This window comes from Georgenia phoenicis (assembly GCF_047302425.1).
GTDB lineage: Bacteria > Actinomycetota > Actinomycetes > Actinomycetales > Actinomycetaceae > Oceanitalea.
Window position 1 is genome coordinate 545630 of record NZ_CP154855.1, and the last position, 25399, is coordinate 571028.

22 protein-coding genes and 1 riboswitch are annotated in these 25399 nt (G+C 74.0%); of the genes, 14 read left to right on the top strand and 8 right to left on the bottom strand.

Annotation, left to right across the window (positions count from 1 at the left end):
- Nucleotides 1-60: 60 nt before the first annotated feature.
- Nucleotides 61-2211 (top strand): SpoIIE family protein phosphatase, encoded by a 2151-nt coding sequence (locus AA0005_RS02735; protein WP_413451898.1) that lies wholly within the window; start codon nt 61-63, stop codon nt 2209-2211.
- Nucleotides 2212-2215: 4 nt separating this feature from the next.
- Here AA0005_RS02735 and AA0005_RS02740 read toward each other — a convergent pair whose 3' ends face one another.
- Nucleotides 2216-2545, bottom strand: coding sequence for an STAS domain-containing protein (locus tag AA0005_RS02740; RefSeq protein WP_413451899.1), 330 nt, complete (start codon nt 2543-2545; stop codon nt 2216-2218).
- Nucleotides 2546-2712: 167 nt separating this feature from the next.
- Here AA0005_RS02740 and AA0005_RS02745 point away from each other — a divergent pair, with 167 nt between their 5' ends.
- Complete coding sequence (locus tag AA0005_RS02745) at nt 2713-3999, top strand: adenylosuccinate synthase (protein WP_413451900.1); 1287 nt, start codon at nt 2713-2715, stop codon at nt 3997-3999.
- Between the two features lie 77 nt (nt 4000-4076).
- A complete protein-coding gene (locus AA0005_RS02750; protein WP_413451901.1) occupies nt 4077-4382 on the top strand; it encodes a DUF2249 domain-containing protein in 306 nt (101 codons plus the stop codon).
- Between the two features lie 49 nt (nt 4383-4431).
- On the opposite strand, the gene AA0005_RS02755 is transcribed toward AA0005_RS02750, so the two are convergent.
- Complete coding sequence (locus AA0005_RS02755) at nt 4432-5436, bottom strand: LppM family (lipo)protein (RefSeq protein WP_413451902.1); 1005 nt, start codon at nt 5434-5436, stop codon at nt 4432-4434.
- A gap of 134 nt (nt 5437-5570) precedes the next feature.
- On the opposite strand from AA0005_RS02755, the gene purD reads away from it, so the two are divergent.
- From purD to purQ, 5 genes are all read left to right on the top strand, one after another.
- A complete protein-coding gene (purD, locus tag AA0005_RS02760; protein ID WP_413451903.1) occupies nt 5571-6845 on the top strand; it encodes a phosphoribosylamine--glycine ligase in 1275 nt (424 codons plus the stop codon).
- Entirely contained in the window at nt 6842-7708 is an 867-nt protein-coding gene (locus AA0005_RS02765; RefSeq protein ID WP_413451904.1) for a phosphoribosylaminoimidazolesuccinocarboxamide synthase, read from the top strand. The genes purD and AA0005_RS02765 overlap by 4 nt, the downstream gene beginning before the upstream one ends.
- Before the next feature lie 107 nt (nt 7709-7815).
- Nucleotides 7816-8901: a fatty acid desaturase family protein gene (locus AA0005_RS02770; protein ID WP_413451905.1), complete on the top strand. Its 1086-nt coding sequence runs from the start codon at nt 7816-7818 to the stop codon at nt 8899-8901.
- A 54-nt stretch (nt 8902-8955) separates the two neighbouring features.
- Complete coding sequence (purS, locus tag AA0005_RS02775; protein WP_413451906.1) at nt 8956-9219, top strand: phosphoribosylformylglycinamidine synthase subunit PurS; 264 nt, start codon at nt 8956-8958, stop codon at nt 9217-9219.
- Nucleotides 9219-9953 (top strand): phosphoribosylformylglycinamidine synthase subunit PurQ, encoded by a 735-nt coding sequence (purQ, locus tag AA0005_RS02780; RefSeq protein ID WP_413451907.1) that lies wholly within the window; start codon nt 9219-9221, stop codon nt 9951-9953. Before purS ends, purQ begins: the two co-directional genes overlap by 1 nt.
- Nucleotide 9954: 1 nt before the next feature.
- On the opposite strand, the gene ald is transcribed toward purQ, so the two are convergent.
- On the bottom strand, nt 9955-11070 hold the full coding sequence (gene ald, locus AA0005_RS02785; RefSeq protein ID WP_413451908.1) for an alanine dehydrogenase: 1116 nt from the start codon (nt 11068-11070) through the stop codon (nt 9955-9957).
- Nucleotides 11071-11203: 133 nt separating this feature from the next.
- Entirely contained in the window at nt 11204-11884 is a 681-nt protein-coding gene (locus AA0005_RS02790) for a trimeric intracellular cation channel family protein (protein ID WP_413451909.1), read from the bottom strand.
- A gap of 106 nt (nt 11885-11990) precedes the next feature.
- On the opposite strand from AA0005_RS02790, the gene AA0005_RS02795 reads away from it, so the two are divergent.
- The 3 genes from AA0005_RS02795 to AA0005_RS02805 all read left to right on the top strand — a co-directional run bounded on the left by AA0005_RS02795 (nt 11991) and on the right by AA0005_RS02805 (nt 14893).
- On the top strand, nt 11991-13241 hold the full coding sequence (locus tag AA0005_RS02795) for an amidohydrolase (protein ID WP_413451910.1): 1251 nt from the start codon (nt 11991-11993) through the stop codon (nt 13239-13241).
- A gap of 50 nt (nt 13242-13291) precedes the next feature.
- Nucleotides 13292-13379, top strand: a riboswitch (glycine riboswitch).
- A 141-nt stretch (nt 13380-13520) separates the two neighbouring features.
- Entirely contained in the window at nt 13521-14501 is a 981-nt protein-coding gene (locus AA0005_RS02800) for a DMT family transporter (RefSeq protein WP_413451911.1), read from the top strand.
- Nucleotides 14498-14893, top strand: coding sequence for an SRPBCC family protein (locus tag AA0005_RS02805; protein ID WP_413451912.1), 396 nt, complete (start codon nt 14498-14500; stop codon nt 14891-14893). The genes AA0005_RS02800 and AA0005_RS02805 overlap by 4 nt, the downstream gene beginning before the upstream one ends.
- Here AA0005_RS02805 and AA0005_RS02810 read toward each other — a convergent pair.
- The 3 genes from AA0005_RS02810 to AA0005_RS02820 are packed head-to-tail and all read right to left on the bottom strand — an operon-like array spanning nt 14890 to nt 18436.
- Nucleotides 14890-15777, bottom strand: coding sequence for a MaoC/PaaZ C-terminal domain-containing protein (locus tag AA0005_RS02810; RefSeq protein WP_413451913.1), 888 nt, complete (start codon nt 15775-15777; stop codon nt 14890-14892). The genes AA0005_RS02805 and AA0005_RS02810 overlap by 4 nt on opposite strands.
- On the bottom strand, nt 15777-17138 hold the full coding sequence (locus AA0005_RS02815) for a 3-oxoacyl-ACP reductase (protein WP_413451914.1): 1362 nt from the start codon (nt 17136-17138) through the stop codon (nt 15777-15779). The genes AA0005_RS02810 and AA0005_RS02815 overlap by 1 nt, the downstream gene beginning before the upstream one ends.
- Complete coding sequence (locus AA0005_RS02820; RefSeq protein ID WP_413451915.1) at nt 17138-18436, bottom strand: acetyl-CoA C-acetyltransferase; 1299 nt, start codon at nt 18434-18436, stop codon at nt 17138-17140. The genes AA0005_RS02815 and AA0005_RS02820 overlap by 1 nt, the downstream gene beginning before the upstream one ends.
- A gap of 82 nt (nt 18437-18518) precedes the next feature.
- On the opposite strand from AA0005_RS02820, the gene AA0005_RS02825 reads away from it, so the two are divergent.
- Both AA0005_RS02825 and AA0005_RS02830 read left to right on the top strand, forming a co-directional pair.
- Nucleotides 18519-19277: a TetR/AcrR family transcriptional regulator gene (locus AA0005_RS02825; protein WP_413451916.1), complete on the top strand. Its 759-nt coding sequence runs from the start codon at nt 18519-18521 to the stop codon at nt 19275-19277.
- Nucleotides 19274-21421, top strand: a complete 2148-nt coding sequence (locus AA0005_RS02830) for an acyl-CoA dehydrogenase (protein WP_413451917.1) — start codon at nt 19274-19276, stop codon at nt 21419-21421. The genes AA0005_RS02825 and AA0005_RS02830 overlap by 4 nt, the downstream gene beginning before the upstream one ends.
- Nucleotides 21422-21496: 75 nt before the next feature.
- Here the strand turns inward: AA0005_RS02830 and AA0005_RS02835 are convergent, their stop codons facing one another.
- Nucleotides 21497-22822, bottom strand: coding sequence for a DUF222 domain-containing protein (locus AA0005_RS02835; protein WP_413451918.1), 1326 nt, complete (start codon nt 22820-22822; stop codon nt 21497-21499).
- 214 nt (nt 22823-23036) lie between these two features.
- Between AA0005_RS02835 and purL the strand changes: the two genes are divergently transcribed.
- Nucleotides 23037-25358 (top strand): phosphoribosylformylglycinamidine synthase subunit PurL, encoded by a 2322-nt coding sequence (gene purL / locus AA0005_RS02840; RefSeq protein ID WP_413451919.1) that lies wholly within the window; start codon nt 23037-23039, stop codon nt 25356-25358.
- Nucleotides 25359-25399: the final 41 nt, after the last annotated feature.

Sequence of the window (25399 nt, forward strand, 5' to 3'; positions counted from 1 at the left end):
GCTCGCGCCGGAACGTCCTCCACGGCATCCTAGGAGACTCAGGACGATCGGAGAGACAACATGACCGAACCGGATCGCGGCGTGCCCGCACCGGTGGCGTCTCCGACCCCTCCTCCCAGCGCGGTCCGCGAGCTGCCCGAGACGCTCAGCGTCCGCTCGGACCACCTCCTCGAGGCGCTGCCCGACCCGACCTTTGTCCTCGACGTCGGCGAGGAGTCCCGTGTCGTGTGGGTGAGCCCCTCGCTCACCGAGGTGACCGGGTACTCGGCCACCGAGCTGCAGGACCTCGCGCCCAGCCTCGCCGCCGGTGGGGAGGACACGACGGCGCTGCGCGAGGCGCTCGCCGCAGGACTGCCCTTCGCGGTCGTCCGCTCCGTCCCCCGGCGGGACGGCGGCTCCTACCGCGCGACGGTCTCCTTCAGCCCGCTGGGCCCGGGCGCCGAGGGCCGGGACCGCTGGCTGGTCACCGTGCGCGACGCGAGCGAGGAGCTCGCCTCCGCGGTCCTCGCCGAGGAGCGGGCCGCGGCCGAGGAGCGCGCCCAGCGCGGCCTCAGCCTCGTCGCCCGGGTCTCCGACATCCTCGCCGACGTCGACCCCGCGACCGCGCTGACGGAGATCTCCGCCCTCCTCGTGCGACGCATCGTCCCGTGGGCGGCCTTCTACGCGGACGGCACCCAGCTGCAGAAGGTCACCGACCTCGCCGGGATCTCCTACCACCGCCGCGACCTGCGCCGCCAGGCCCGGCTGCGCGGCGGGATCCCCGACCCCGTCGTCGGCCTCTTCCTCGACACCCGGATGCAGACCGTCGTCGTGGACCCGCGCCAGCCGGCGGAGGAGGGCACCCTCACCGGTGAGCTCAACGCCCTCGTCACGCAGGACGAGACCGCGCCAGACGACGGTCCCCTGTGGCTGCTGCCCGTCCTCGGGCGCAAGGCGGTGCTCGCCGTCCTCGCCGTGCGCCCGCCGGACCCGGAGACCGACGAGCGCGCCCTGCCGCCCGGGGAGCTGACGACCGTCCTCGAGCTCGTGGCCCGGCGCGTCGGCATGGCCATGGACAATCTCCAGCTCTACGACCGCGAGCACCGCCTGGCGGAGACGCTCCAGCGCGCCATGCTCCCCGAGCAGAGCCACGTCGAGGGCGTGGACGTGTGGAGCTACTACTCACCCAGCTCGGAGCACGCCCAGGTCGGCGGGGACTGGTACGACGTCCTCGACATGGGCGAGGGGCGGGTCGGCGTCGTCGTCGGCGACGTCGTCGGGCACGACGTCGAGGCCGCCGCGGCGATGGGGCAGCTGCGCTCGGTCGTGCGCGCCTACGCCGCCGAGTTCGTCGAGCCGGGCAAGGTCCTGGGCCGCGTCGACCGGCTCGTGGCGAGCATGCGGATCGCGCGCCCGGCCTCCTTCGTCTACGCCACCCTCCACCCGCGGCCCAGCGGGGAGGCGTGGGACATCGCCTACTCCCGCGCCGGGCACCTGCCCGTCGTCCACGTGAGCGAAGGGCGGGCCACCCAGCTCGAGGGCGCCAACGGCCCGCTCGTCGGCTTCGGCGGGCGGCCGCGCCACACCGGCCACGCCGTCGCCCGGCCCGGCGACGTCCTCATCTTCTACACCGACGGTCTCGTCGAGCGGCGCGACCGCTCCATGCGCGACGGCGTCGCCGCGCTCGTCACGGCCGCCGAGCAGATCGACGCGCCCGACGCCGCCGGGATCGGGGAGGAGCTCCTCCAGGAGCTCGCCGACGCGCCGGAGGACGACATCGCCGTCGTCGTCGTCCGCGTGCCCGACCCCGCCGCCGACCCGACCCACACGTGGTCCGGGCCCCGCGAGCGACGCTGGCAGATGCCGATGGACCCGCAGACCATCGCGCGCGCCCGCCACGCCGTGCTGCGCGCGTGCGAGGCCTGGGACATCGAGGACACCGCCGCCGCGGAGCTCGTCGCCTCCGAGCTCGTCGCCAACGCCGTCATGCACGGCTGGGGGCGGGTCGACCTGCGCCTGCGGGACACCGGGGACGGCCTGCGCATCGAGGTCGAGGACGCCAACCCGAGCCCGCCGGTGCTGCGCGAGGGGCGCGTGGGACGCGTGGGCGGCTTCGGGCTGCACATCATCGCCCGGCTCGCCGAGTGGGGCTGGCGCCCCACCCCCGCGGGCAAGGTCGTGTGGGCGCGGGTGCGGGCCAAGGAGCCGTGGTCCGGCCGCGCGTCCCAGTAGGGGCTCAGGAGGCCCGGCGCTCGCAGCGGTGCTCGGAGTCGATGCGGAAGCTGCCGAGCGCGCCGCAGATCTCCAGGACGAAGAGCTCGCGGTCGTCACAGCCGCGCAGCACCGCCGCGCCGCCGCGCTTGCCGGCCGCGTCCGCCAGGGCGATGAGGAAGGCGGCGCCGGTGGAGTCCATGAAGGTGACGTCGCACATGTCGATGACGAGCAGCTGACGGCGCAGCCCGCTCACCCGGGCCGTGGCCTCGGGGAACTGGGCCCGCTCCGCGAGATCGAGATCCCCGCTGATCGTCACCGTCGTCGTGGTCGATGACGCCGCGATCTCGATCATGCTGCTCCCTCTGGCCGCCGCAGGTGCGCACGGCGGTGCCCGGTCCAATGTCCTCGACGAGCCTAGGTGGCCCCGCCGCGCGGTGCACCCCGAACCGCCGGACCGGCCGGTTCGATAACCTGTGCCGGGAGCCGAACGGCGCCCGCGTCCAGCGAAAGGGATCGAACATGCCAGCGGTCGTCGTCGTCGGAGCCCAGTGGGGCGACGAGGGCAAGGGGAAGGCCACCGACCAGCTCAGCTCCCAGGTGGACTACGTCGTGAAGTTCAACGGCGGGAACAACGCGGGGCACACGGTCGTCGTCGGCGAGGAGAAGTACGCCCTCCACCTGCTGCCCTCCGGGATCCTCAGCCCGGGGTGCACACCGGTCATCGGCAACGGGGTCGTCGTCGACCTCGAGGTCCTCTTCGCCGAGCTCGACGGCCTCAGCGCCCGCGGGGTGGACGTCTCCCGCCTCCTCGTCTCCTCCGGTGCCCACCTCATCCCGTCCTACAACCGGACCCTCGACAAGGTGACCGAGCGCTTCCTCGGCAAGCGGCAGATCGGCACCACCGGGCGCGGCATCGGCCCCACCTACGCGGACAAGATGTCCCGTGTCGGCATCCGGGTCCAGGACATCTTCGACGAGAAGATCCTGCGGCAGAAGGTCGAGGGCGCGCTGGTGCAGAAGAACCAGCTGCTCCTCAAGGTCTACAACCGCCGCGCCGTCGACGTCGACGAGGTGACCGACGAGCTCCTCACCTACGCCGAGCGGCTGCGCCCGATGGTCGCCGACACCTCCCTCGTGCTCAACAGGGCCCTCGACGAGGGGCGCACGGTCGTCTTCGAGGCCGGCCAGGCCGCCATGCTCGACGTCGACCACGGGACCTACCCCTTCGTCACCTCCTCCTCGGCCACGGCCGGTGGCGCGTGCACCGGCAGCGGTGTCGGGCCCACCCGCATCGACCGGGTCGTCGGCGTCGTCAAGGCCTACACCACGCGCGTCGGCGAGGGGCCCTTCCCCACCGAGCTGCACGACGCGGCCGGCGAGCGGCTGCGCAGCGTCGGCGGCGAGTACGGCACGACGACGGGCCGCCCCCGCCGCTGCGGGTGGTACGACGCCGTCGTCGCCCGCTTTGCCAGCCGCGTCAACGGGCTCACCGACCTCGTGCTCACCAAGCTCGACGTCCTCACCGGCCTGGAGAAGATCCCCGTCTGCGTCGCCTACGAGGTCGACGGGCGCCGGGTGGACGAGATGCCGCCCAACCAGACGGACTTCCACCACGCCCGCCCGGTCTACGAGGAGCTCGACGGCTGGAGCGAGGACATCAGCGGCGCCCGGGAGTTCTCCGACCTGCCCGAGGCCGCCCAGCGCTACGTCCTGGCGCTGGAGGAGATGTCCGGGGCGCGGATCTCCTCGATCGGTGTCGGTCCGGACCGTGCCGCCACGATCGTGCGTCACTCCCTGCTGGACTGAGGGGGCCGGGGCCAAGGTCCTAATGCCCGGCGAGACCCGTGCATAACCTGAGGTCTCGCTTCGAGGAGAGGACTGCCATGGCCGTCGACGACATCACGATCACGAGCAAGCCGGGGACGGGTGGGGGCTGCGCCTGCGGCGGGCACGACGACGCCACCCCGGTGCTCGACGTCCGCCAGATCCCGCACGCCATCCGCCACGCGACCGTCTTCGGCGCGCTGACCGCGATCGCGCCGGGCTTCTCGCTCGACCTCGTGGCCCCGCACAACCCGGTGCCGCTGCTCGCGCAGCTCGAGGAGCGCCAGCCCGGCGCCTTCGCCGTCACCTACCTCGTCGAGGGCCCGGAGGACTGGACGGTGCGGCTCACCCGCCAGCAGCCCTGAGACAGCGAGAGGCCCCGCCGTGCACTGCACGGCGGGGCCTCGTCGGTTCTCAGCGCTGCTGGTCCTCGTCGGACTGGCTGGGCGGCTCGGGCGACGGCGCGAAGGGCGAGCCCTCCGGGCGGTCGACCGGGGTGTCCGCTGCCGCCGTGGTGAAGGGTGCCGGGGCAGCCGGGGGCTGCTGGCCGGGGTAGCCCGGGCCCGGGTCGGCCGGGACCTGGTCGCTCGGGCCGAAGCCGCCGACCGGCTGGCCCATGCCGGGCTGCGCGGGGAAGCCGGGGCCGGGCTCGTTGGCGACCTGGCCGGGCTGCCCGCCCTGACCGTAGGGCCCGCCGGGGCCACCGAAGGCCGGGTCGCCGGCGTTGCCCGGCTTCCCGCGGTTCTTGCGGGTGATGAGGAAGATGAGCGCGGCGATCGCGAGGAGCGCGACGACGCCGAGGACCACCCACACCGCGGTGGAGACCCCGCCCGCGCCACCGTTGCCGGTGGCCTCGCCGGTGGCGCTGCCGCCGGCGGCGAAGGCCTCGATGCCGCTCCACGTCACCGTGCTGCCGTCGATCTCGCCGTCGGCCTCGATGACCTCACCGGGGAAGGTGACGGAGATGGCGACCTCGGGCTCCATGCCGGCGGGCATGCCCTCGAGCTCGCTGGTGTCGCCCAGGCCGGTCTCGTCGCCGTCGAAGGAGAAGACGTAGGTGTCGTCGACCTTCTCGATGGTCAGACCCTCCCCGGTCATCGAGTCGATGGGCGCGCCGGTCGCGGAGATGCGGCACCCGACACCGTCCTCGTCCTCGATGTCCTCGACGGTGAACTCCGCGTCCTCGGGGGCGTCGCCCAGCTCGGACTCCAGGTCGGAGCAGTCCATGTCCTCGCGGGAGGCCATGCCGGTGAGGTCGGCGACCTCCATGGAGATGTCGAGGGTGTCGTCCTCGTTGATCGTCAGGCCCATGTCCAGCCGGAAGCAGCCGGCCAGGACGAGGAGGAGGGGCAGGAGGAGGAGCGCCGACGCCCCGCGGCGGACGCGGGAGCGGCGGGTGGTGCTGGGCTGTGGTGTCATGCCGCGCACCCTACCGGTCAGGCATGACGCGGGGACGTCCGGGAGCGCCCCCGCCCATGGGGACAACTCCCCGTCCGGTCTGGCCCGTGGACGGTGCACCACCGGCCGGCTGCGGGTGGGTAGGCTCCTGGCACGTGAAGATCCTCGTCGTCGGGTCGGGTGCGCGCGAGCACGCCATCACCCGCGCCCTCGCCACCGACTCCACGCCCCACGAGGTCCTCGTCGCCCCGGGGAACCCGGGCACGGCGCAGCTCGCGACCAACGTCGCCGTCGACCCGCTCGACCCGCAGGCGGTCGCGGCGCTCGCCGTCGAGCGCGGGGTCGAGCTCGTCGTCGTCGGGCCCGAGGCGCCGCTCGTCGCGGGGGTCGCCGACGCCGTCCGCGCGGCCGGCATCCCGTGCTTCGGTCCCGGCGCCGCCGCGGCACGCCTCGAGGGCTCCAAGGCCTTTGCCAAGGAGGTCATGGCCGCCGCCGAGGTCCCCACGGCGATGGCCTACGTGTGCACCACCCCCGAGGAGGTCGAGCAGGCGCTCGACGCCTTCGGCGCCCCCTACGTCGTCAAGGACGACGGCCTGGCCGCCGGGAAGGGCGTCGTCGTCACCGAGGACAGGGACGCCGCGCTCGCCCACGCCCGCGCGTGCCTGGCCCGCAGCACCACCCCCGGGGGCGAGCGGCCCGCCGTCGTCGTCGAGGAGTTCCTCGACGGCCCGGAGGTCTCCCTCTTCTGCGTGTGCGACGGCACCGACGCCGTGCCCCTCGCCCCCGCGCAGGACTTCAAGCGCCTCTCCGACGGCGACGCCGGCCCCAACACGGGCGGGATGGGCGCCTACAGCCCGCTGCCCTGGGCGCCGGAGGGCCTCGCCGACGAGGTCATGGAGCGCGTCGCCCGGCCCGTCGTGCGCGAGATGGCCCGCCGGGGCACGCCCTTCGTCGGCGTGCTGTACGTCGGGCTCGCCCTCACCTCCCGCGGCCTGCGGGTCATCGAGTTCAACGCCCGCTTCGGGGACCCCGAGACGCAGGTCGTCCTCGCGCGGCTCGCCTCCTCCCTCGGCCGGCTGCTCCACGCCGCGGCGACCGGCTCCCTCGCCCAGCTGCCGCCACCGACGTGGCGTGACGAGTCCGCCGTCACCGTCGTCCTCGCCTCCCACGGCTACCCCGGGGTGTGCCGCAACGGTGACGTCGTCGAGGGCGTTGCGGCCGCCGAGGAGCTGCCCGGGGTGCACGTCCTCCAGGCCGGCTGCGCGACCGCGGAGGACGGCACGCTGGTGAGCGCCGGCGGCCGGGTGCTGTCCGTCGTCGGGGTCGGGGCGGACCAGGAGGAGGCCCGGACCCGCGCCTACGCGGGCATCGAGCGGATCTCCCTGGCCGGCTCGCAGTACCGCACCGACATCGCGCGGGTGCGGTCGTGACCGCCCCCGCCCTGCCCGGCTGGGAGCACGTCTACTCCGGCAAGGTCCGCGACCTCTACCGGCCGACGGCGCCGCACCCGGACGGCGACGTCGTCCTCGTCGTCGCCTCGGACCGGATCAGCGCCTACGACCACGTCCTGCCCACGCCGATCCCCGGCAAGGGCGAGGTGCTCACCCGGCTCACCCTGTGGTGGTTCGAGCAGCTGGCCGACCTCGTGCCCAGCCACGTCGTCTCCCTCGACGTGCCCGAGGCCGTCGCCGGCCGCGCGATGGTGTGCCGGCGCCTGGAGATGTTCCCCGTCGAGTGCGTGGCGCGCGGCTACCTCACCGGCTCCGGGCTCGTGGAGTACCGGGAGAGCCAGGCGGTGTGCGGCGTCCCGCTGCCGGCCGGCCTGGGGGAGTCCTCGCGCCTGCCCGAGCCGATCTTCACCCCCGCCCGCAAGGCCGAGCTCGGCGACCACGACGAGAACATCACCTTCGCCGCCGTCGCCGACCAGCTGGGCGGCGAGCGCGCGGAGGAGCTGCGCGACCTCACGCTGCGGATCTACGCCCGGGCGGCCGAGGTGGCCGCCCGCAGCGGCATCATCGTCGCCGACACGAAGCTCGAGTTCGGCCTCGACGCCGAGGGCGCCGTCGTCCTCGGCGACGAGGTCCTCACCCCGGACTCCTCCCGCTTCTGGCCGGCCGACGAGTACACCCCGGGCCGGGTGCAGCCGAGCTTCGACAAGCAGTTCGTCCGCGACTGGCTCACCTCGCCGGCCTCCGGCTGGGACCGCGTCTCGCCGCCGCCCGCCCTTCCGGGCGACGTCGTCGAGCGCACCCGGGAGCGCTACCTCGAGGCGGCGGCGCGTCTCATCGGGTGATGTCCGACTCCTCCCCTGCCGCCGCGGACGATCCGTGCAAGACTGTGAGCGCAGTTACACCTCCTCCGCGACACCAGTTCGCGAATTAGTACCGAAGGCGCGAACGCATGGCAGCAGACACCAGTGTCCCCACGACGGCGCGGGGCACCGCCCGCGAGCGGCAGGTCAGTGACTTCACCGCCCTGACGAAGCGGGTCCAGGAGGCGGGCCTCATGCGCCGCGCCTACGGCTACTACTGGACCAAGCTCATCGGCTCGCTCGTGCTGAGCCTCGGCCTCGCGGCGGCCTTCGTCCTCATCGGGGACACGTGGTGGCAGATGGTTACCGCCGTCGTGCTCGCGCTCCTCATGACGCAGATCGCCTTCCTCGGCCACGACGCCGCCCACCGCCAGATCTTCGTGTCGGGCAAGTGGAACGAGTGGGTCTCCCTCGTCGTCATCAACCTCTTCGTGGGGATGGGCCAGGGCTGGTGGCAGCGCAAGCACACCAAGCACCACGCTGCCCCGAACACCCTCCACAAGGACCCGGACATCGACCCGGGTGTCCTCGCCTTCACCGAGCACGCGGTCGAGCAGCGCAAGACCCGCCTGACGAAGTGGCTCGCCACCAAGCAGGGCTTCTTCTTCTACCCGCTGCTCCTCCTCGAGGGCGTCAACCTCCACGTCCAGGGCATCAGGCGCGCGGTGAGCCGCGAGCGTCTCAAGCGCCGCTGGGTGGAGCTCGGCTTCATCGCCGTGCGGCTCGTCACCTTCTTCGCGCTCGTCTTCCTCGTGCTCTCCCCGGGCAAGGCCTTCGCCTTCATCGGCGTCCAGCTCGCGGTCTTCGGCCTCTACATGGGCCTGTCCTTCGCCCCCAACCACATCGGCATGCCCATCGTGCCGCCGGACGTCAAGATCGACTTCCTGCGCCGCCAGGTCCTCATGAGCCGCAACATCTCCGGCGGGCGGGCCATGGACACCTTCATGGGTGGGCTGAACTTCCAGGTGGAGCACCACCTCTTCCCGTCGATGGCCCGGCCCAACCTCCGCAAGGTCGCCCCGATGGTCCGCGAGTACTGCCACGACCTCGGTGTGCGGTACACCGAGACCACCCTCGCGCAGTCCTACCGGGCCGTCTACGACTACCTCAACAGGGTCGGGCGCGGCGGCCTGGACGTGTGGGCCTGTCCACTGGCTGCGCAGTACCGCGTCTGACCGTGGCGCCCGGGTAGACTCGCGGCGGCCCGAACCCCCCGAGCAGGAGTCACCATGGGACGAATCGTCGTCGAGGTCATGCCCAAGCCCGAGATCCTCGACCCGCAGGGCAAGGCGGTCGCCGGCGCGCTGCCCCGGCTCGGACTGGGCGGCTTCGTCTCGGTCCGCCAGGGCAAGCGTTTCGAGCTCGAGGTCGACGGCGACGTCGACGACGCGGCCCTCGCGCAGGCCCGCGAGGCCGCCGAGCTGCTGCTGTCCAACCCCGTGATCGAGGACGTCGTGCGCGTGGCGGCGGTCGACGACGCCAGGAGCGCCTGATGCACCGCCTCGACGTCCCCGAGTCCCAGCCGCGGGCCGAGGGTGCGCGCATCGGCGTCGTCACCTTCCCCGGCTCCCTCGACGACCGCGACGCCCAGCGGGCCGTGCGCCTGGCGGGCGCCGAGCCGGTGGCGCTGTGGCACGCCGACGAGGACCTGCGCGGCGTCGACGCCGTCGTCCTGCCCGGCGGCTTCTCCTACGGCGACTACCTGCGCTGCGGCGCGATCGCCCGCTTCGCCCCGGTCATGACGGCCGTCGTCGAGGCCGCCGGGCGCGGCCTGCCGGTGCTCGGCATCTGCAACGGCTTCCAGATCCTGTGCGAGGCGCACCTGCTGCCCGGCGCGCTCATCCGCAACGAGGCCCAGCGCTTCGTGTGCCGCGACCAGCAGCTGCGGGTGGAGAACAACGACACCGCGTGGACCACCGGCTACTCCGTGGGCCAGACGATCACCATCCCGCTGAAGAACGGGGAGGGCGGCTTCGTCGCCGACGAGCGCACCCTCGCCGAGCTCGAGGGGGAGGGGCGCGTCGTCTTCCGCTACGAGGGCCACAACCCCAACGGCTCGCTCCACGACATCGCGGGCATCAGCAACGCCGCGGGCAACGTCGTCGGGCTCATGCCCCACCCGGAACACGCCGTCGAGCCGGGCTTCGGCCCCGACTCCGCCGCCGGGGCGGGCACCGACGGCCTGGCGATCTTCGCCTCCGTCCTCGGGGTCCTCGTCACCGCCTGAGTCAGCCGAGGACCGTCTCCAGCGGCGTGTGCTCCATGCCGTGGGCCTCGGCGACCGGGGCGGAGACGAGTGCGCCGTCGTGCGTCGCCAGGCCCAGCGCCAGTGTCGGGTCGGCGCGCATCGCCTCGCGCCAGCCGCCGTTCGCGAGCGCGAGCGCGTAGGGAACCGTGACGTTCGTCAGCGCGTAGGTCGAGGTGTGCGAGACCGCGCCGGGCATGTTGCTCACGCAGTAGAACAGGGTGTCGTGCACGAGGTAGGTCGGGTCGGAGTGCGTCGTGGGTCGTGAGTCCGCGAAGCAGCCGCCCTGGTCCACGGAGATGTCGACGACGACGGACCCCGGCCGCATCGCCGCCACCTGCTCGTTGCTGACGAGCCGGGGCGTGCGCGCACCGGGCAGGAGGACGGCGCCGATGACGAGGTCGGCCTGCGCGACCGCGCGCTCGACCTCGTAGGCGTTGGACATCACCGTCTGGCAGCGGCCGCGGTAGAGGGCGTCGGCCTGCCGCAGGCGGCTGACGTCGCGGTCCATGAGGACGACGTCGGCGTGCATCCCCACGGCCATCGCGGCGGCGTTCATCCCGGCGACGCCGGCGCCGATGACGACGACCCGGGCGGAGTACACACCGGGGACCCCGCCGAGGAGGACGCCGCGCCCGCCCTGGGCGCTCATCAGGCTGTGGGCGCCCACCTGGGGAGCGAGCCGGCCGGCGATCTCGCTCATCGGGGCGAGGAGCGGCAGGGAGCGGTCGGGCAGCTCGACGGTCTCGTAGGCGACGGCGGTGACGCGGCGGCGCAGGAGCTCCTCGGTGAGCGGCCGGTCGGCGGCGAGGTGGAGGTAGGTGAAGAGGGTCTGGCCCGCGTGGAGGTGGTCGTACTCCTCGGGGACGGGCTCCTTGACCTTGAGGACGAGCTCGCCGAAGTCCCAGGTCGCGGCGGCGTCGGGCAGCACGGTGGCGCCGGCCGCCGCGAAGTCCGCGTCGGTGACGGAGGCGGAGGTTCCCGCGCCCGACTCGACGGCGACCTCGTGGCCGTGCCTCACCAGCTCGTGCACGCCGGACGGCGTGATGGCCACCCGGCCCTCGGAGTCGATGACCTCTCGCGGCACTGCGATCCTCATGCGGGCATCCTCGCAGGTGGCTGGCCGGGCGGAGCGCCGTTCACTCGCTGGACACCTGTCGGCTACTTGTCCACAGTCTTCCTCCACAGGGTTGTGCACATACGCACAGGGAGCGCCCCGAGCCTGTGGACAGTTACTCGGCGGCCCGCCGACGGCGTCGCGGCCACAGGGCGGCGAGGGCGTCCGCGTCCGGCAGCACCCACCGCCGCCAGTGGGCGAGGACGCTCAGCCCCGCCCCGACGAGGATCGCGACGAGCATCCCCACCGTCTCCTGCCCGAGGTCGTCGAGGACGATCATCGCGAGGGAGGCGAAGACGGCGGAGGTGGCGTACAGGGTGTTCCCGCCGAAGACCGCCGGGACCTCCCCGACGACGACGTCGCGGATCATGCCGCCGCCGACGGCGGTCGTCACCCCGAGCAGGACGGCCGGCAGCACGCCGAGGCCCGCGGCCAGCGCCTTGGTGGCCCCGGTCGCCGCCCAGCAGCCGAGGACGACACCGTCGGCGACGAGGAACAGGCGGCTCCACCAGCGCCCGTGGAGGGGGAGGAGGAAGGCGACGACCGCACCCACCAGTGCCGTGCCCAGGTAGAAGGGGTCGGTGAGGGCGACCGGCGGGCCGGCCTGGAGGAGGGTGTCGCGGAGGATGCCGCCGCCCAGCGCCGAGACGATCGCGAGGATGGCGAAGCCGACGAGGTCGAAGCGCTTGTGGCGGGCGATGGTCCCGCCCAGCAGCCCGTTGAGCAGCACGCCGAGGAGGTCGATGCCCCGGAACACGTCGGGGAGCACGTCGACCACCTGGTCTGCCACGTCCACGGCCACACCCGATCGTGGCCCGGGGCCGGTGGGCCGGCAAGCAGGGCGGCGTGCGGGCGGCGAAGGGCGGGGCAAGACTGGCCCGACGGCAGCAGAGGGAGGGCACATGGCGCTCGAGGACGTCCTGGAGGGGCAGGCCGGCATCCGCGGCTGGCAGGAGGACCTGTACCGGGACCTTCACGCGCACCCCGAGCTCGGCTTCGCGGAGACGCGGACGGCAGGGCTCGTCGCGGCGGCGCTGCGCGAGGACGGCTTCACCGTCCACGAGGGCGTCGGCGGGACCGGGGTGGTGGGCGTCCTGGCGAACGGGGAGGGCCCGGTCGTCCTCGTCCGGGCGGACATGGACGCGCTGCCCGTCGCCGAGGCCACCGGGTTGCCCTACGCGAGCACCGCGACGACCACCGACGACGCCGGCCGCACCGTCCCGCTCATGCACGCCTGCGGGCACGACGTCCACGTCGCCTGCCTCCTCGGGGCTGCCCGCCTGCTCGCCGGTGCCCGCGACGCGTGGGCCGGGACCGTCGTCGCGCTCTTCCAGCCGGCGGAGGAGCTGGGCGCGGGCGCGCAGCGCATGGTCGACGACGGCCTCGCCGACCTCGTCCCGCGCCCGGACGTGGCACTGGCCCAGCACGTCCTCGCCTACCCGGCCGGCACGGTCGCGACCCGCCCGGGCCCTTTCCTCTCGATCGGCGAGACGCTGCGCGTCACGGTCTTCGGGCGCGGCAGCCACGGCTCGATGCCGCACCTGTCCGTCGACCCGGCGGTGCTCGCCGCGATGATCGTCGTGCGACTCCAGGCGGTGGTCGCCCGCGAGGTGCAGCCGGGGGAGTTCGCCGTCCTCACCGTCGGGAAGGTGGCCGTGGGGGAGCGGGGCAACATCATCGACGACCACGCCGTCCTCGAGCTCAACCTGCGCGCCTACAGTGAGGAGGTCCGGGACCAGCTCGTCGCCGCCGTCGAGCGCGTCGTCCGCGCCGAGTGCGCGGCGTCGGGCTCCCCGCGGCAGCCGGAGATCGAGCACACCGACCGCTTCCCCCTCACCGACAACGACCCCGAGGCGACGGCGCGGGTCGCCGCCGCCTTCGCCGCCCACTTCGGGGACGCCGCCACGACGGCGGGGCGGCAGACGGCGAGCGAGGACTTCTCCCACGTGCCCGCCGCCCTCGGCGTCCCCTCCACCTACTGGGCGCTGGGCGGCGTCGACCCCGAGCGCTACCGGGCCGCGGCCGAGCGGGGGACCCTCACCCAGGACGTGCCCGGGAACCACTCCCCGGCCTTCGCCCCCGTGCTCCGGCCCACCCTCGAGACCGGCACGGCCGCCGTCGTCGTCGCCGCCCTCGCCTGGCTCGGCCGCTGACCGCCCGCGCGGCGGGTATGAGACACTTGTCGCGACAACATCACAGCCTTCGACTCGCGGCGGGAGAGACCCGCACGTGCGGGCGCCGAAGGAGCAACCTCCCCGGAAACTCTCAGGCCCCCATACCGCCACGGCGAGGCACCTCTGGAAAGCAGCCTCAGGGCTCACCGACGGGGAAGTACGGGCCGGCGCCCGTGGAAAACTCTCAGGTCCGATGACAGAGCGGGGAACGGTCCCTGCTCCCGCGCGCTCACGCGCGCCCGTCATCGAGGAGTCCCCATGGCTCTCACCCTCGACGCCCCCGCGCCCACGACGTCCGCCCGCCGCGTCCCGCGGATGCACCGCCGGCTCGGCATCGCCGCGATCCTCGCCTCGGCCACGGCGATGGGCCTGGCCGGGCTCTTCGGCCGCCTCGCCTCCCCGCCGGGCGCCGTCATCGGCGAGACGCTCACCCTCGGGCGGATGGCCGTGGGCGCGCTCGGCATGGTCGTCGTGCTCGCCGCGGGCCGCCGGCTGTCGGTGCTGCGCCGCACCCGCGTCTCGTGGTCGGTCGTCCTCGGCGGCGTCTTCCTCGGCCTGTCCCTGGCCACCTACCTGTCCGCCACGGTCCTCACCGTGCTCTCCCGCGCCGTCGCCCTCCACTACCTGGGCCCGGTGATCGCGACCGTCCTCGCGCGGGTCGTCCTCAAGGAGAAGGCGCGCGGTCTCGAGCTCCTCACCCTGGCGCTGAGCTTCGCCGGGATGGTGCTGGCCACCGGGCTCGTGGACGCCGCCGTGCCCACCGACGACCAGCTCCTCGGGGACGTCCTCGCCGCCGTCTCCGGGCTGCTCTACGGCGGCGCGCTGCTGTGCTACCGCTACCGCGCCGACATGCCCGCCGACGTCCGCAACTTCTGGAACTTCACCTTCGGTGCACTGGGGACCGCGGGGATGGTCGCGGTCACCCGCCCGGACATGTCGGGGATGACGGCGGAGAACTGGCTGTGGGCGGGCCTGTTCTTCGTCGTGTGCGGCTCCCTCGCGCTCGGGCTGCTCGTCGTCGCCGGCATGCACCTGCGCTCGGTCGAGCTGTCGGCGCTGTCCTACTGGGAGGTCGTCGTCGCGATGCTCCTCGGGGCGGCCGTCTACGGCGAGACCGTCTCGCCGCTCGCCGCGGTGGGGGCCGTGCTCATCGTCGTCGGGGCGGTGACCGCCGTGGGTGCCGGTCGCCGGCGCCGTGCGCGGCTCGTGTCAGAGGCGGGTGCCACACTGCGGGCATGAGGAGCCGCCACATCAGCCGGGTCGTCGCCGCCTCGCCCGCCGTCGTCTACGAGTACGCGGCGGACCCGGCCAACCTTCCCGCGTGGGCCGCGGGGCTCGCCGAGGGCGAGGTGCGCCAGGAGGGGGACGCCGTCGTCGTCGACTCGCCGATGGGGCGGGTCGAGGTCACCTTCGTCCGCCGCAACCCCTTCGGCGTCCTCGACCACGACGTCCGCCTGCCGTCCGGCGAGGTCGTCACGAACCCGGTGCGCGTGCTCGCCCACCCCGAGGGCGCGGAGGTCGTGTTCACCCTCCGTCAGCTCGGGCTGAGCGACGCCGACTTCGAGCGGGACGCCGCGATGGTCGAGCGTGACCTCGAGGCGCTCGCGCGCATCGTCGAGGGCGACGCCTAGGGACGGGGCGTCACCGAGCCGGTGAGGTGGACCTTGCCGGACCGCGGGTGGCGGCCGGCGTAGCGCACGCCGTCGCCCGCCGCGTCGATGCTCAGCGCCACCCTGCCGGGCAGCAGCACCGGCTTGGCGAAGTCCACCTCCCACGTGAAGGCGTCCCCGCGGAAGCGGGCGAGCTGGGCCAGTGCCCGGGAGGCGGTGTACATCCCGTGCGCGATCGGGCGGGGGAAGCCGAAGGCCCGCGCCCCGAGCCGCGAGACGTGGATGGGGTTGCGGTCCCCGGACACCTCCGCGTAGCGCTTGCCGGTGTCCGCACCCAGCGACCACACCGAGACGACGTCGCCGCCCGGCTCCGGCGCCTCCACGGAGGACGACGACGGCGCCTCCTCCGCGGCGCCCGGCAGCGCGGTGCCGCGGGCGAGGTAGGTCGACACGCCCTCCCACACCGTCTCCCCGCCGGCCTCGACCGTGACGGCGAGGTCGACGAGCGTGCCCTTGCGGTGCGCCCGCGGGGAGCGGGCCTCGGCCCGGGCGCTCAGCTCCTCCCCGAGGAGCACCGGCCGGTGCTCCTCGACCCGGTTGGCGGTGTGGACCATGCCGAGCACCGGCAGCGGGAAGTCGGGCCGCACCATGAGCGCCATCGCGAGCGGGAAGGCGAGGACGTGGACGTAGCCGGCGGGCAGCTCATCGGTCCCCGGCTCCCCGAGGAGCTCCTGGTAGGCCGACAGGGTCGCGGGGTCGGCGCGCAGGCCGTCCGCCACGTAGGCGACGTCCGGGAGGCTGTGGGCCACCGCGCCGCGGCGCATCGTCGTGCGTGCGGTGGCCGCCAGCGCCCGGGAGTAGAGCGAGCCGAGGCTGGGGACGGGCTCGAGGCGCTGCTCGCGCATCACTGCCCCACCAGGTTCTGGCCGCACACCCGCAGCACCTGCCCGTTGACTCCGCCCGCCTGCGGCGAGGCGAGGAAGGCGATGGCCTCGGCGACGTCCACCGGCTGCCCACCCTGCTGCAGCGAGTTCGCCCGGCGGGCCACCTGCCGCGGCACCGGCGGGATCTTCGCCGTCATGTCCGTCTCGATGAACCCGGGGGCGACGGCGTTGGCCGTCGCCCCGTTGGCCGCGACGACCGGTGCGAGCGCCCGGGTCATCCCGATGATCCCGGCCTTGGCCGCCGCGTAGTTCGTCTGCCCGCGGTTGCCGGCGATCCCGGAGGTCGAGGCCAGGGAGATGATCCGCCCGCCCGCGCCCAGCTCCCCGGCGAAGGTCTCGTTCATCCGCAGCGGCGCGAGGACGTTGACGGCGAGGAGGTCGTTCCAGCGGTCGTCGGTCATGTTGGCGAGCAGCTTGTCCCGCAGGATGCCGGCGTTGTGGACGACGACGTCGAGGCGCCCGTGGCGCTCGCGGACGTGCGAGAGGATCCGCTCGGCGGCGTCCTCCGCGGTGATGTCGAGCTGCAGCGCACTGCCGCGGACCTCGTTCATCACCCGGCTCAGCGCCTCCCCGGCGGCCGACACGTCGACGCCGACCACCCGGGCGCCGTCCCGGGCGAGCACCTTGACGATCGCCGCGCCGATGCCGCGAGCGGCACCCGTGACGACGGCGACCATCCCCTCGAGGGGACGGGTCCAGTCGGCCGGGGCGACGCCGTCGGCGGAGGCGACGTGGAGCGGCTGCCCGTCGACGAAGGCCGAGCGGGCCGACAGGAAGAAGCGCAGCGCCCCGACGACGGAGGGTGCGCCCACGGGCACCTCACCGCCGAGGACGACGCCGTTGGCGGTCGCACCCGCCCGCAGCTCCTTGGCCAGGGAGCGGAGGAAGCCGTCCACGCCCTGGCGGACCGCGACGACGGCGGGATCGGTCGCGTCGTCGGCGCGGCGGGAGACCGTGACGATGCGCGCCCCGGGGGCCAGACGGCGCAGGACGCCGCCGAGCGCGAGGGCCGGGCCGGCGAGGTCCGCCGGGGAGCTCGCCTCGGTGAGGACGAGGACGACGCCGCCCCAGCGGCGGCCCTTGCCCAGCTCCTGGGGGTCGCGGCGGACGTCGAGGTCCCAGCCGAGGAGGGTCTCGGCGAGCTCGTCGGCGGCGCGCACGGAGGCGCCGTCGTCGAGCACGAGGACGGGGCCGGGGACGAGCGGCTGGTCGACGCTCGCCGGGTCGGTGCGGCGCAGGCGGGCGGGCTGGGGCAGGCCGAGCTTCTTGGCCACGGTCTTCCCGGTGCCGCCGGAGACGAGCTCGAGGTAGCGGTCGCTCATCACGCCTCCAGGATCATCGCGGTGGCCTGGCCGCCGGCGGCGCACACGGAGATGAGGCCGCGCACCGGGGCGCCGGTCGCGGCCTTCTTCTCGGCGAGGAGCTTGGCCAGCGTGCCGACGATCCGCCCACCGGTGGCGCCGAAGGGGTGCCCGGCGGCGAGGGAGGAGCCGGTGACGTTGAGCCGGTCCGGGGCGACGGTGCCGAGCGGCTCGCGGCCCAGGCGCTCGCGGCAGAACTCCGCGTCGTTCCAGGCGGCGAGCGTGGTGAGGACGGTGCTGGCGAAGGCCTCGTGGATCTCGACGAAGTCGAAGTCCTCGAGCGTGAGGCCGTGGCGCTCGAGCAGCCGCGGCACGGCGTAGCAGCCGCCCATGAGGAGGCCCTCGGCGCCGCTCGTGAAGTCGACGGCCGCCGTCTGGGCGTCGACGACGCGGGCGAGGGCGGGCAGACCGCGCTCGGCGGCCCACTCCTCGGTGGCGAGGAGGACGGCGGAGGCGCCGTCGGACAGCGGCGTGGAGTTGCCCGCCGTCATCGTCGGGTTGTCGCTGCCCGGGGCGGTAAAGGCGGTGCGGAGCTTGCCGAGCTTCTCCATCGAGGTGTCGGCGCGGAGGAACTCGTCGCGGGTGACGCCGCGGTAGGGGGTGAGGAGGTCGTCGAAGAAGCCGCGGTCGTAGGCGGCGGCGAGGTTCTGGTGGGAGCGCAGCGCGAGCTCGTCCTGCTGCTCGCGGGTGATGCCCCAGCGCTCGGTCGTGATGGCCTGGTGCTGGCCCATGCTCAGCCCGGTGCGCGGCTCGGCGGTGTCGGGGGCGACGGGCGCGAGGTCCTTGGGGCGGACCGCGGCGAGGGCCTTGAGCCGCTCGGGCAGGGTCTTGGCGCGCGAGGCACGCAAGATCGTGCGGCGCAGGCGGTCGGAGACCACGATCGGGGCGTCGGACGCGGAGTCGACGCCGCCGCCGACGCCCACGTCGACCTGGCCGAGGGCGATCTTGTTGCTCACCCCGATGATCGCCTCCAGGCCCGTGGCGCAGGCGCGCTGGACGTCGTAGGCCGGGGTGTGCGGGTCGAGGGAGGAGCCGAGGACGACCTCGCGGGTGAGGTTGAAGTCGCGGGAGTGCTTGAGGACGGCGCCGGCGCTGACCTCGTCGAGCCGCTCGCCGGCGAGGCCGAAACGGGCGACGAGGCCCTCGAGGGCGGCGGTGAGCATGTCCTTGTTGGACGACGCGGCGTAGCGGCCGCCTGCGCGGGCGAAGGGGATGCGGTTCGCTCCGACGACGACCGCCGGGCGGATGGATGAGGTCACGACGTTGTTCCTTCGGATCGGGTGGGGACCAAGGTCCCTGGCAATCGTGAGACCGAGAGTACCTGATACTCTCGGTTTCGTGATGCCGAGCACACCTGCCGAGGACGACGTGCGCGTCGACGGTCGTGACGCCCGATGGGCCGAGCACCGCAGCTCACGGCGCGCCGAGCTCGTGCACGCCGCCCGCCGGGCGGTGCACCACCGCGGGCCGGACCTGTCGATGGACGACCTCGCCGCGGAGATCGGGACCTCGAAGTCGATCATCTACCGCTACTTCACCGACAAGTCAGGGCTGCAGAGCGCCGTGGGCGCCGCGGTCATCGAGGACCTGCGCGGGGCGCTCGGCGAGGTGAGCGAGCGGGTCACCCGCCCGCGGGACCGCATCGCCGCGATGGTCGACGTCTACCTCGGCATCGTCGAGTCCTCCGCCGCGGTCTACGCCTTCGTCACCCAGCCCGAGGCCACGGCCACCGCCGGGGCGTTGCGCGGCTTCGTCGCGGAGATCGAGGACATCGTCGCCGCGGCGCTGCTGCCCGTGCTCCGCCACGGCGGCGGCGCGGCGGAGGAGGACCACGCGCTGGCCGCCCTGTGGGGTGCCGGGGTCGTGGGCCACGTCCGCAGCGCCGCCGAGCGCTGGATCGCCGCCCGCGGCGCCGACACCCCACCCCCCGCCGAGGACGGCGCTCCCGCCGTCGAGAGCGACATCGCCACCATGGACCGCGCCGAGCTCGCGGCCCACATCACCGACTGGCTGTGGACGGGGGCGATGGGCGTCGCCCGCCGCTCCCGCAACGCCAGCACCCGTACCGAGACCGACGACGCGATCGGAGACCCGACATGACCACGACGACCACCCCCCGTGAGGACGACGCCGTCCACCGCGAGCGCTCGGCCCGCCCCGCGGCACCGGACCTGCCCGACCTGCCCGAGGCCGCCCGGCCGGTGACGGTCGCGACGTCGGCGCCGAGCCCGGACACCGCCGTCGGCCCCGGGGAGGCCTTCGACCGGCGCGCCGTCGGGGACCTGCTGGACGGCCGCTGGCGCGAGCAGCGCCGCGCCTCGCGCGACCTCGCCCTCGAGCCCGACTTCCAGCGCCTGCCCGACCAGACGGTCGCCGAGCACCGCGAGCGCGTCATGTGGCAGCTGCGCGAGCTCGTCGGCCGCAGCGAGGTGCTGCGCGGCTTCCCGAAGGAGGTCGGTGGCGGGGGAGACCCGGGCGGCAACCTCGCCGGCTTCGAGGAGCTCTTCCTGTCCGACCCCTCGCTCCAGATCAAGGGCGGCGTCCAGTGGGGACTGTTCGGCTCGGCCGTCCAGCACCTCGGCGTGCCCGAGCAGCACGCCCGCCTGCTGCCGCCGATCATGCGGCTCGAGGTGCCCGGCTGCTTCGCGATGACCGAGGTGGGGCACGGCTCGGACGTCGCGTCCATCGCCACGACCGCCACCTACGACCCCGCGACCGAGGAGTTCGTCCTCCACACCCCCTTCCCCTCGGCCCGCAAGGAGTACATCGGCAACGCCGCTCTCCACGGGATCGCCGCCGTCGTCTTCGCCCAGCTCTACACGCAGGGTCGCAACCACGGCGTCCACGCCTTCTACGTGCCCCTGCGTGAGCGCGGCGACGACGGTGAGCTCACCTTCCTGCCGGGCATCGGTGGCAAGGACGACGGCCCCAAGGGCGGGCTCAACGGCGTGGACAACGGCCAGCTGTGGTTCGACCACGTCCGCGTCCCCCGCGAGAACCTCCTGCGCCGCTACGGCGACGTCGCCCCCGACGGCACCTACTCCTCGCCCATCGAGAGCAAGGGGCGGCGCTTCTTCACCATGCTCGGGACCCTCGTCCAGGGTCGGGTCTCGCTCGGCGGTGCCGCCGTCGGGGTGAGCAAGGCGGCGCTCGCGATCGCGGTCCGCTACGGCGACGAGCGGCGCCAGTTCACCGGTGCCGACGAGCACCGTGAGGTCACGCTGCTGGACTACCAGCGCCACCAGCGCCGGCTGCTGCCGCTCGTCGCGCGCACCTACGCGGCCACCCTCGCCCAGGGTGTCCTCCTCGAGCGCTTCCACGGGGTCTTCAACGGCGAGCACGACGACGACGAGTCCCGTCAGGACCTCGAGACCCTCGCCGCCGCCTTCAAGCCGACGGCGACGTGGTTGGCGCTCGAGGCGATCCAGGAGTCGCGGGAGGCCTGCGGCGGTGCCGGGTACATGGCCGAGAACCGGCTTGTGACCTGGCGGCAGGACTTCGACGTCTACGCGACCTTCGAGGGTGACAACAACGTCCTCCTCCAGCTCGTGGGCAAGCGTCTGCTCACCGACTACGGGCGGGCGATGGCGAAGATCGACATCGCAGGGGCGGCCCGGTACGTCGCCGCCCGCGCCGGTGACATGGCGCTGCACCGCACCCCGCTGCGCCGCGCGGCGCAGTCGGTGCTCGACTCCGGCTCCAAGGCTCGCTCGGCGGGCCAGCTGCGCGACCCCGAGGTACAGCGCGAGCTGCTCGAGGACCGCGTCGAGACGATGGTCGCCGAGATCGCCGGCGCGCTGCGTGAGGTCAAGGACGCGCCGCCGGAGAAGGCCGCCGCCGTCTTCAACGAGCACCAGGATGCCCTCATCGGCGCCGCCCGCGCGCACGCGGAGCTCCTCCAGTGGGAGGCCTTCACCGCGACGCTCGACCAAGTGCCCGCCGGGACGACGCGCCAGGTCCTCACCTGGCTGCGCGACCTCTACGGCCTCGAGCGCATCGAGCGGAACCTCGCCTGGTACCTCGTCAACGGGCGCCTCACCGCGCAGCGCGCCCGCGTCATCACCGGCTACATCAACCGGCTGCTGGTGCGGCTGCGGCCCCACGCCGTCGATCTCGTCGACGCCTTCGGCTACACCCCCGAGCACCTGCGCGCGCCGATCGCCTCTGGGGTGGAGCGCGCTCGTCAGGAGGAGGCCGAGACGCACCAGCGGCGCCGCCGGGCCCTGCCGGAGCGGCTCGGCTGACAGACCCCCGCGCGGGCGCCCCTGCCGGCGCCCGCGCGGGACGGACCCACGCGTCGTGCTGGCCGGTTGCGTGGCTCATCCCGTGTTCGGGAGCCGCGGCGGCCGGGAGGTGTAGACGTGGCCCGTGGGCGTGCAGGTCTCGATGACCGGTCCGGCCCGGGGGCCGCCCGGGCTGCCCCTGCCGAGCGGGACCGCGCTCCAGCCGGGCGCGGCCTTGTCCTGGTTGCAGCGCTCGCACCGGCCGCCGAGGTTCTCCTCCTCGGTAGCGCCGCCCCGGGCGTGGTCGACGACGTGGTCGATGTGCCGCACAGGGGCGTCGCACCACCGGCTGCGGCACCGGCCGGCGTCCCGGGTGGCGATGTAGTGGGCCAGGCCGGGCGGTGCGTGGCGGGAGCGGGACTCCATGGCGACGAGGTGGCCGGCCGGGTCGGTGAACAGGCGACGCACCCAGACCCCGCAGCTGCCCTCGTCGGCGAGGGCCCGGCGCAGGAGATCGCGGGCCCAGCCGGCGGGGACCGTGCCGTGCTCCGGCACGGACGCGGGCTCGTCCCCGCCCGCCAGGGCCTGGTCGGTCATGACGAGCTGGAGCTGCACCTGGGCGGGGACCTCGGCATCGCTGCCGGTGAGGCGGGCGACGAGGGTGTCGGCCATGACCTGCCCGCGCCCGCGCGCGTCCCCGGCGGCCCGCGCGGAGTCGGCGGCCGCGCCCAGCGAGGCGTGGGCCGCGACTGCCTGCGCGACGGGCAGCAGGGCGGTGAGGTAGGCCATCGTGTCCGGTGCGGGGCGGATGCTGACGAAGCGCTCCCGCTCGGCGCGGGCGGCACGCTCGACGACGCTGTGCGGGTCGAGCCGGTAGGCGAGGCGCTTGGCCTCCGCCACGAGTGCCCGGTCGCCCATCTCGGCCACCCGCGCCGGGTCCTCCCACAGCCGGGCGTCGAGCGCGCGACGCTCCTCCGCGCCGAGGCAGATGGTCTCCCGCACGAGGAGGGTGGCCCGCCACTCGCTGAGCTCGCCGCGGCGCAGGGCCGCGAGCGTGCACGGCATGTCCTCGCGCAGGGCGCGGGCCATGCCCAGGTGCCGGCCACCGTGGTGCGGGGAGAGCCGGCGGGCCAGGGCCACCTCGCTCGCCAGGCCCCGACCGCGACGCTCGGCCGGGACCCCGGCGGCCTGCTCGGCATCCAGCCGCAGCTGTGACAGGTGGGCCGTGACCGCGGCCTGCGCACCGGCCGCCGCGGCCTTGAGGTCCTCGAGCTCGCGGAGGAGGTCGATGCACTCGGCCTCGCTGAGGTCCTGCCGGCCCGGGTCGAGCTGCTCGACCAGCTGCCGCATCGCAGCGACCTCGGCCGCGCCCAGCTCCACCGCGGGCGGTGTGCCGGGGCCGGTCGCGTCGGTGCTGGACATGTCTTCAGGCTAGGACCGACCACCGACATTCCCGCGGCATGGCGCGGAAAAGTGCCCCTCGACCTGTGGGTAACATCACCCCGGACCGGACCTGTGGAGCAACGACGACCCTGCCGGCTGCACAGGTCCGCCTGGTGGCCGCCTCAACCACCCGCCCCACGGCCCTGTAGATTGTCCGCCGTGCCTTCCTTTGCCGTCCCATTACGGGGAGCTCATGTCTGACGCGCACCAGTCCGACACCGTCGCGCACGCCGCGGCCACGCCGGACCACACCCTCCCCTACCGGGACCTCGGACTCAAGGACGACGAGTACCAGCGGATCGTCGAGATCCTCGGCCGCCGCCCCACGGCCGCCGAGCTCGCCATGTACTCGGTCATGTGGTCCGAGCACTGCTCGTACAAGTCCTCCAAGATCCACCTGCGCCAGTTCGGGGACAAGACCACCGAGGCGATGCGCGAGCACCTGCTCGTCGGCATCGGCGAGAACGCCGGCGTCGTCGACATCGGCGACGGCTGGGCGGTGACCTTCAAGGTCGAGTCCCACAACCACCCGAGCTTCGTCGAGCCCCACCAGGGCGCCGCGACCGGCGTCGGCGGCATCGTCCGCGACATCATCTCGATGGGCGCCCGCCCCGTCGCCGTCATGGACCAGCTGCGCTTCGGGGCCATCGACCACCCCGACACCGCCCGCGTCGTCCACGGCGTCGTCTCCGGCGTCGGGTTCTACGGCAACTGCCTCGGCCTGCCCAACATCGGCGGCGAGACCGAGTTCGACGCCTCCTACCAGACCAACCCGCTCGTCAACGCGCTGTGCGTGGGCGTGCTGCGCCACGAGGACATCCACCTCGCCAACGCCTCGGGCGTCGGCAACCAGGTCGTCCTCTTCGGCGCGCGCACCGGCGGCGACGGCATCGGCGGCGCCTCGATCCTCGCGAGCGAGACCTTCACCGGCGAGGGCCCCACCAAGCGGCCCGCCGTCCAGGTCGGGGACCCCTTCATGGAGAAGGTCCTCATCGAGTGCTGCCTCGAGCTCTTCGCGGCGGGCGTCGTCGAGGGCATCCAGGACCTCGGCGCGGCCGGCATCTCCTGCGCCACCTCCGAGCTCGCCTCCAACGGCGACGGCGGCATGCACGTCCACCTCGAGAACGTCCTGCTCCGTGAGGAGCTGACGGCCGGCGAGATCCTCATGTCGGAGTCGCAGGAGCGGATGATGGCCGTCGTGCGGCCCGACCGGCTCGAGGAGTTCCTCGCGATCACCGGCCGCTGGAACGTCGAGGCCTCCGTCATCGGCGAGGTCACCGACACCGGCCGCCTCGTCATCGACCACCACGGCGAGCGGATCGTCGACGTCGACCCGCGCACCGTCGCGCACGAGGGCCCCGTCTACGACCGTCCGTACGCGCGCCCCGCCTGGCAGGACGCGCTCAACGCCGACGACGCCGAGCGGCTGCCCCGCCCGACGTCGCCCGAGGAGCTGCGCGAGCAGGCGCTGCGCCTGGTCGCCTCGCCCAACCTCGCGAGCAAGTCGTGGGTCACCGACCAGTACGACCGCTACGTCCAGGGCAACACCGCCCTCGCCCAGCCCGACGACGCCGGCGTGGTCCGCGTCGACGAGGCCACCGGCCTGGGCGTGGCGATCAGTACCGACGCCAACGGCCGCTTCACCAAGCTCGACCCCTACAGCGGGGCCCAGCAGGCGCTCGCCGAGGCCTACCGGAACGTCGCCACCGTGGGCGCCCAGCCCACCGCCGTCACCGACTGCCTCAACTTCGGCTCCCCCGAGGACCCGGACGCGATGTGGCAGCTCGTCCAGGCCATCACCGGCCTGGCCGATGCCTGCGCCGAGCTCGGCGTGCCCGTCACCGGCGGCAACGTCTCCCTGTACAACGGCACGGGCGAGCCCGGCCGGATCGACTCGTCGATCAACCCGACCCCCGTCGTCGGCGTGCTCGGCGTGATCGACGACGTCACCCGCGCCACCCGTTCGGGCTGGACGGCGCCCGGGCGCACCGTCTACCTGCTCGGCACCACCGCCGAGGAGCTGTCCGGCTCCGCGTGGGCCGACGTCGTCCACGGCCACCTCGGTGGGCGGCCGCCCGCCGTCGACCTCGCGGCCGAGCGGCGCCTCGCGGAGGTGCTCGTCAACGCCTCCCGCGACCGGATCGTCGAGTCCGCCCACGACCTGTCGGCCGGTGGCCTGCTCCAGGCGCTCGTCGACTCGTGCCTGCGCTTCGACGTCGGCGCGCGCGTCGACCTGGGCGGGCTGTGCGAGCGCGACGGCGTCGACCTCGCCACCGCGCTCTTCTCGGAGAGCGGTGCCCGCGCCGTCGTCTCCGTCCCGCGCAGCCAGGAGGTCCACCTCCAGGACCTGTGCACCGCCCGCGGCGTACCCCTGCTGCGTATCGGCACGACCGACGACACCGGCCCCGAGTCCCACGAGGGACGTCCCGTGCTCGACATCGAGGGTGTCGGCACGCTGCCGCTCAGCGAGCTGCGGGAGGCCGCCACGGCGACCCTCCCCGCCTACTTCGGCTGAGCCCCACCCCCGGCGCACCCGCCGGGACCTGTATGTCCAGA